This window comes from Shewanella sp. (assembly GCF_013214165.1).
GTDB lineage: Bacteria > Pseudomonadota > Gammaproteobacteria > Enterobacterales > Shewanellaceae > Shewanella.
Map to the genome: position 1 here is coordinate 1 of NZ_JABSSM010000130.1, position 6959 is coordinate 6959.

At 45.4% G+C, this 6959-nt stretch carries 6 protein-coding genes; 3 read left to right on the forward strand and 3 right to left on the reverse strand.

The window, feature by feature from the left end:
- Both HRU42_RS20000 and HRU42_RS20005 read right to left on the reverse strand, forming a co-directional pair.
- Positions 1-1130: hypothetical protein (locus tag HRU42_RS20000; protein WP_295033733.1), on the reverse strand; the 1130-nt coding region annotated here is incomplete at its 3' end.
- A 226-nt stretch (positions 1131-1356) separates the two neighbouring features.
- Positions 1357-1833 carry a hotdog fold domain-containing protein gene (locus HRU42_RS20005; RefSeq protein ID WP_295033735.1) on the reverse strand — a complete coding sequence of 159 codons (477 nt, stop codon included), beginning with the start codon at positions 1831-1833 and terminating at the stop codon, positions 1357-1359.
- Positions 1834-2100: 267 nt separating this feature from the next.
- On the opposite strand from HRU42_RS20005, the gene HRU42_RS20010 reads away from it, so the two are divergent.
- Positions 2101-3039 (forward strand): DUF368 domain-containing protein, encoded by a 939-nt coding sequence (locus HRU42_RS20010; RefSeq protein WP_295033737.1) that lies wholly within the window; start codon positions 2101-2103, stop codon positions 3037-3039.
- Positions 3040-3261: 222 nt separating this feature from the next.
- On the opposite strand, the gene HRU42_RS20015 is transcribed toward HRU42_RS20010, so the two are convergent.
- Positions 3262-3609 (reverse strand): DUF3634 family protein, encoded by a 348-nt coding sequence (locus tag HRU42_RS20015; protein ID WP_295033738.1) that lies wholly within the window; start codon positions 3607-3609, stop codon positions 3262-3264.
- A gap of 365 nt (positions 3610-3974) precedes the next feature.
- On the opposite strand from HRU42_RS20015, the gene hspQ reads away from it, so the two are divergent.
- The gene (gene hspQ, locus HRU42_RS20020) at positions 3975-4205 is read left to right on the forward strand and encodes a heat shock protein HspQ (RefSeq protein ID WP_295033740.1); all 231 of its coding nucleotides are present in this window, start codon (positions 3975-3977) and stop codon (positions 4203-4205) included.
- A 510-nt stretch (positions 4206-4715) separates the two neighbouring features.
- Complete coding sequence (gene gntH / locus HRU42_RS20025) at positions 4716-6302, forward strand: guanitoxin biosynthesis MBL fold metallo-hydrolase GntH (protein WP_295033742.1); 1587 nt, start codon at positions 4716-4718, stop codon at positions 6300-6302.
- Positions 6303-6959 lie beyond the last annotated feature (657 nt).

Genomic DNA, 6959 nt, shown 5'->3' on the forward strand with positions numbered 1-6959 from the left:
GGATATATTTGCTGTAATTGGCTTAAACTGGGTTTGTTGACTTGGGATAAACTAAGGAGTGAAAATAGTGCGCTGAGCTGTGATTCTGTTGGAGTGATAGAGGCATAACGCTTCTGGTTGGCACCTTTGTTAGACTGTAGACGTAGCTGATATTCAGTTAACAAGGAAACGGGTTCACTCAAGTTTTTTGGATGAAATATCTCGAAGGATAATTGCAGCTTAGCAGCTTGGTTCGAGATATGTAATATGCGTTCATCGACTAATTTTCTAGCTTGAGGGAGCTCAATTAGTGCATCGCTTAGCGTTGCGTTTTGCGGCACCGCGCCATTTACTAGCCATCTAATATCATCGAAACCATCTCTAGGCTCAATAAGGTTTTTACCATAAACGGTTAGAGTAGGTGTCCTGCTATTAATTTCTATTACCCTGTTATTTGAAAAAATAAACCAAAGACTTCTGCCATATCCCCAGCTTGTCTCATTATTATCTAGATTAACTTCAATACTTGGCGGCCCAAGTCGGTCACTGACTTGCTCGGTCGCCATGCCTAGCTCTATGCCATAAGCACCAGTCTTCAGAGAAATATGGGGGGCGGGAACGAGTTTTTTCTTGGCTAAGCTCGCCGGAGATTGATCTTCCGGTAATGTCATCGTGTAGGAATAGCTTATAGTTTCGATTCGATAGCCTTGAGAGTTGTATTTAGATCTTTGTTTGCTGAGGCTCTTGTCATGGAGGCAGAGTTTAAACAGTTCAGCCTCTAGATGGGTCGTTAGTCTGGTGTTGATTCTTTTATGTTGGGTGGAAGAGTTTGTATAATTGACTGAGACCTGCTTAGTTGCATGCATGATATGGTTTCTGACGCTAGTTAAGCTGATGGCATCGGCTCCTTGTTGAGTGGCTTTAACTCTCAATGTGTGTAGCGCTTGTTTAAAAGCCTGGCTTTCCTCTGGAACACCCATGTCCACATAATCTTGTGTCGGAATATCGATTGTTATGGGGGATAAGGTTTCGATAATACACTTGGGCTGATAATCTAGAATATTGGCCAGCGGGTCTGTTTTGGCTGATGTTGGGATGGAAATGAAAATTAATGCGGCTATTGATAAGAAGTAAGGCTTGAATATTTTCACTGGTTAACATCCGTGAGACCATTAGGTTAAATCAGTGTTAACCAGTTGGGTGGGTGAGTCAACAGCTGCAAGCTGCAAGCTGCAAGCTGCAAGTTTGTGGGGGCCGCTAGCGAACCCAGCCATTGATGATATCCAGCATCACATAACCGGAGACGCTGGTGGCTAAGGTGACAATCAAATTTTAAACGTGTGACTCATTTTATAGAGTCATAAGGGGAAACTAGCACTATCTTGCTGGCTTAGCAGAGATCCACAGTTTTATGTGTCCCTGGACGACTATGATGTCGTTTTCATCATAGGCGGTAACCGGAACCAGTAGATCTCCCTCGACCCATTGCTCTGGCTTTACCTGGGCGACGCAGCGAATGTCACTGCCAGCCTTTGCCGTGTAGTCTAAGCTCATGCCCTTGGGTATCCATCTTAAGTGATGAGGGACTGATGCCTCGGCCATCACGCCCATCGCCATCTCTAGCCCATTACAGATGGCGATAACATGGACCGTCTTGATATGGTTATGCACGGCATTACGTTTCTTGATGAGGCATTCACAGTAATGGGGTCTGAGGTTAGTGATCAGAGGCTTGATGCTACCGAAGTAGGGGGCCATTCTAGACACCATAAGCGAGAATATCTTGTTGCCGAAGGGTAAGCGGCTGACCTTGTTGTAGAGTGCCATCACCTTAGTGGGTCTTTGCTGTGTCATCTTTATCTGGCCTTATTGTTATTTAGAATTGGAGTTCTAGGCTCTGGTCGGATGAGTTTAGGTTATATGGATCACAAAAAACTAACAAGCTGATTCTTCGTCAATAGCGGTTCGGCCCGAGTGTAATGGCTTTTTCGGAGACTCATTTAGCCTTAGCGAGGCAATTTAGCCAAAATGAAACAAAGTTCATTTCCCTTTAACGGATCATCAACCGTATAATCCCTCTACAGAAAAACGTTATATCATTTAACTCAATAAGGCTGAAAATTGAAATACCTGCTTACCTACCTAAAAGGCATGGCGATGGGCGCCGCCGATGTGGTTCCTGGCGTTTCCGGTGGAACCATAGCTTTTATTACAGGCATTCTTGATACCTTGTTAGACAGCATTCGCCGTATCAATCCAAGTTTAATCAAGGTGGTGAGGGAGCAAGGTGTCAAAGGTGCGTTTAATCATATCAACGGGCCCTTCTTGGTGTGTGTCTTCGGTGGCATTTTAACCAGTATTTTCAGTCTTTCTAAGTTGATCTCTTATCTTTTGCTCAATCATCCGATACCCGTATGGTCGTTCTTTTTCGGTCTTATCTTGATCTCGGTCGTGCATATGCTCAAACAGGTGAAAGGCTTCTCTGTGATCCGAATGGTGTTATTTGCCTTGGGAGTGCTGTTTGCCTGGGGGATCACCATGCTCAATCCCATCTCATTGGAGATGACCTACCTGAATATATTCATCGGTGGCAGTATTGCCATCTGTGCCATGTTACTCCCAGGGATTTCGGGCAGCTTCATCTTGTTGCTATTAGGCCTGTATCCACCCGTGCTAGCGGCTGCAAAAAATTTCGATATCGCCGTGCTTGCCGTCTTTGCCTGCGGATGTATTTTCGGCCTACTGACATTCAGCCATCTTCTGTCGGCGCTGCTGCGTAAGTTTCACGACGCCACTCTCATCTTCTTAACGGGCTTGATGCTGGGAACTCTGGGGAAAATATGGCCTTGGAAAGAGGTGCTCTCCTGGCGTGAAAACTCTGCTGGTGAACAGGTACCTTTGCTGGAACAGAATCTCTCACCCATGCATTTCGAACAAGTGACCGGGCAGGCTGCGCACATTTTCTGGGCATTGGCTGCCTTGCTTACTGGCATGTTACTGGTATGGGGCATGGAGAAGATTGCCGAACGAAATGCAGGGCCAGACACAGATAAGCCTTAACAAAGAGACTTAATCTAATGCAACCTGTGCTTAATTCTCACTGCCCTGTTGGGCATTTAAGCCCAGTGCTAATCAAGATGTTGTGGCAGTGAAGCCTGATCTTATGCTCGAAAATAATGAGCGCATGATTGAGGATGCCAGAAGGGACGGCAGGCAGCAGCGAGATTAGCCGAGCAGCTTGAAGCTAAAGTAGACAGATCTTAGATCTGTCTTAAGATTTAGTTATCCAGCCTGACGGCTATTGTCGATACTTTTTTTATCATAGTATTCGAAGGGAAATAGGTTTCTCATTCTCTGGGTGATGGCTTGGTTCACATTGGCAGAAATATGCAGTCTTATCGCACCCGATAGCTTTTCACATCTGACTGTGCAGGTGAGCTTCTCTGATTTGGCTAAGGCTCGGCAGTCTTTCTGAAACTTCTCCGGGATCTTGCCCTTGTGAGATTTAAGTCTGCCATCTTTGAAGTGCATCTCGAAGATTGTCAGCCCCTTCTTGCCGCTAAAGATGAGCTTATAAGCGAGAAAAATCCCTATGGCAATAAATAGCACTTTCAATACTGTTGGTGTCATCTCGTCATCCTGTCTTTATCTATCTCGTGGCTTTATATTAGATAACAATACGCTTGTGGCCGAGATTTTTAAAGTGCCTCAGGGCACACTTTGCATAAATGTATCCCCTGGGCATATTGGATACGTCATTTGCTAGACCGGATGGCTATAGTCAATAACTTAGACAGAAAAAACCGCCAAGATGGCGGCTTTAGGGCTAAAAAATCAATGAAAGGTATTAGAAGCCATAGCTGGCAGTAAATAGCACAGTGCCATCATTTTGCCATGTTCCATCCTTAATGATGTTGTCATCACTTAGACTGGTATCTACCCAGGCGAGGGATAATCCGACCCCGGCCAGCTCTGTCGAGACGCCGATAGAGTAATTGAAATTTCAACTAACAGATAATTGCTATGAACAAGTCCCTAAGTCTCGACCTCCCCCAAATAAGCCTAGGTACAGTGTGTTAGTTCATGGGAGTCCACATTCAACTTACGTGACCGAACAAAATTTAGAGCCTGATGATATCTTGGAACCTATTAGCCATCCCATGCTTAAACAATATTTTTCAGAGCTAGAAAATGGTCGATATATTAGTAATATGCCTACTAATTAACCCGCCTGCTGCTAATGGGTTAAATCACACCAGAGGTATGATGAAACCTCATCGTTTCTGATACTTTCGGGAAAGCTGGTGGATTAGGCAAGGTCGTTTTTCAACGCTCAAGCTCTGTCGATATTTTTGCTCTCTAACATTTATAAAATATGCATTTAAAGCATGAGAAAATATACAGGCTTCAATGGCTTCAAGAGTTAGTCGATCTAAAATCACCGAGGAACCTGGCTGGAACTATAGTCTTTGCCACAGAAGCCTAATGGAGGTGCACACTGGCAGGCATCGCACTTTGGTCTATGATTAATACTGGTCAATGGAAACCACTGCAGGCATTTTCTCTTGGGAACAGGCTTGTATCTGCGGAGGCCAATGCCTACGTTTATCACAGCTTAGTGTGAGCCTGTGACAGAACCAGCTCCGTTTACCTGCAATAATTTTTGAAAAATTAAAATACAGATGAAACATCATTTTAAATTAGCTAAGCAGTTGCACTGAAATAAGGGCAATTTTATGAAAATTATCACTTTTGCTACAGCTCTCCTAGGTCTATTGTGCCTTTGCAGCATTGCACAGGCGGCCGAACCAACGGAGAAAGAAGTTAACGCTTTTTTGGCAAATCCAAATGACCTTTCGGGATTGAAGCACAGCCATTCCCACAAGGGGTATCAACAGTTTGACTTTGATACCGTAGATATAGATCAGCTAAGAAAACAGAAAGGTAGACTCTATTCCAGTAAAGAAGATGTCATGAAAGTGCTGTCTGGTGGCGTCAAGAATCCAACGGGGAAAAAAGAAATTTGGAAAGAAGGTCTGTTGTTCGAGGGGATAGAGCCTATGCCCTGGCTAAAATCTGCAGCCAACTGGTTCCCAAGAACAGAAAAGATTCGACCCAATGAGATGCGCGTCACCTTTATGGGGACGTCACCGATTATTCGTCCAGGACAGATGAATACCAGTATATATGTCGAGATAGGTAATGGAGATAACTTCATTTTTGATCTGGGTGAAGGCTCCATCGCCAATTACGCCGCAGCGGGACTGGCATTGAATGAGTTGACCAAGGTGTTTATTACTCACCTGCATGTGGACCACTATGGCTCCTTACCTTATCTGTACGAATTTGGTGGCTGGAATGGCCGCTGGCAGGAGCCATTAACTATCTACGGTCCGTCAGGTCGCAGTGAAGAGTATGGCACTAGGTGGATGGTTGATGGCATGTTGAAGATGCTTAATTGGCATACCGATGCTTTTGATGTATTCCCTTCAGGCAATCAAATCAGGGTGGTCGAATTCGACTTCAATGATGACGGTGGAATTATCTATGATAAGGATGGCGCGACGGTCAGTCACTGGCGCCGTAGTCACGCCAAAGATGGTGCGTCTGGCTACCGCCTAGACTGGAAAACACCTGAGGGTAAAAATCTCTGTTTTGTCTGGACCGGGGATGGCCGTCCTAACAAGCTGGATCTTAAGTATGCCAAGGGATGTGATTTATACGTCACTGAACTCCAACCCGCGATCCTGGGGCTGACCTCTCAGGTAATGGGGACGCCGGCATTTCTAGGCCGTTATACGGTCGATACGCATCATACCCCAGCATATGCTTCAGGTTGGCTGGCAAACCAGATCAAGCCACGCCTGTTTATGACCACCCATATGCCATTCGACCCCTACCTCAACGAAGAGACTGTCGCCGAGGTACGTGAACATTGGCAGGGGCCTTATCACTTCGGTGCCCCCGATGGCATAGTGGTTAATATGACACCGGATCGGATTTGGGTTCGTGAAGGAATCTTGCCTGCACATCCGAATAACCGCGCCCCCCAGTTTGATATGGCGGACGGTAAGGATTTCGTAGTACCGCATCCACGTCATGCACGTAAGGATATTCAACAACAGGAAATTCGTGATCTAGAAATTGATACCAAGCTATATTATCCTAAGGGATATCATCCAGTTATGATGTTCGAATGGCCGATTAAAGGTGACTTAGTCATATCTGCCAAGGATATACCAGAGGCCATGAAGGCGGGTATGGGTGAGGCTGCAAGAGATCGAGCAAAATTAAGAAAGGCGAATGGTTTGCCGGTTGAATAGTACTTATTGAAATAACAGTGCCGATATTTTCCGGAACGGTAATCAAAGCGCAAGCAGAAGTGATACCCAAGAAAATTAGTTATCGGAGTCATGGGAACAGTGATTGTATTTGGAGCATGCTCGACTAAGCTATAAGAAGGCCCCGAAAGGGGCTTTTTTGATGCTCTAATCTGGGGTTAGCCTATCGAATGAAGTCTGATGACATTTTCTGGTTTAGCTTCTGGCTGAGTTGGTATCGGCTAGTGCTTTGAAGGTCGACCCTTAATGGTTATCTATAGCCTGCGGCGGTGCAGTGCAGGGATGCACCAATGTCGTGGAGGCAGGATGCCTAAGAACGACCTTTCCGTGCAGATACTTCTACGAGACGCCGCGAGTACTCTGACCTCCATGGACGGAGGAAATGCCAAATTTTGTATGGAACAAAATTGGCCCTGTAGGCTCTGCCAAATCAAACAACGTCCATGTTTAACGGCCAGTTCGGCATCCCAGCCTCTCGTTCGGAGAGTATAACTTCGTGATACCTCACCCTTTTTTGGAAGCTCGCAGCCGCATCTACACCTGCTGATTTACAAGATAAGTTGTCTCTTCGATTTAGCTTTATTACTAGGCTTCGTAACTCGTTTCTGTCCCAAAGCTTGCTAGCCTTCGAATGATGAC